General features: G+C 33.0%; 1 protein-coding gene. It reads right to left on the minus strand.

Annotation, left to right across the window (positions count from 1 at the left end; genetic code table 11):
• A partial coding sequence (locus Y887_RS20775) for a DNA end protector protein (protein ID WP_046965612.1) occupies nt 1-430 on the minus strand: 430 nt, incomplete at both ends.

Here is a 430-nt window from a genome sequence, read left to right on the forward strand (position 1 = left end):
CAGAGTATCTTTATGTTTAGCATCATACACGTAAGTATAAATTTTGCCTGGTGTAGGTTTGACTACTTTATGACCTTTTACACTTTTTTTAATTGTTTCAACGAACCACTTGGATGATTTGTTGTTTACTGCTGCACCTTCATTTCTAATCTTTTCTCGTATTGAACTGCGAAACGAGTTTATCATCAGAAGTTGACGTTCTTGCTTATTGAGTTTATTTTTAGGTTTAGATTCAAGTGTTTCAATTTTCTGTGCAGTCTTAATAGATGATGCATATCTAGACATTGCAGATGTAAATGATGAGTATTTTATTCCTTTTGATTCTGCAAATGCTTTTGCAGTGATTCCTTTCTCTTTAGCTTTCTTGTATTCTAATCCTATCTCAATCCATTTTCTTTCATTCATAGACTGAGCAATCTTAGGGGCTTGT

The organism is Xanthomonas pisi DSM 18956 (assembly GCF_001010415.1).
In the GTDB taxonomy this organism is placed as follows: Bacteria; Pseudomonadota; Gammaproteobacteria; order Xanthomonadales; family Xanthomonadaceae; genus Xanthomonas; species Xanthomonas pisi.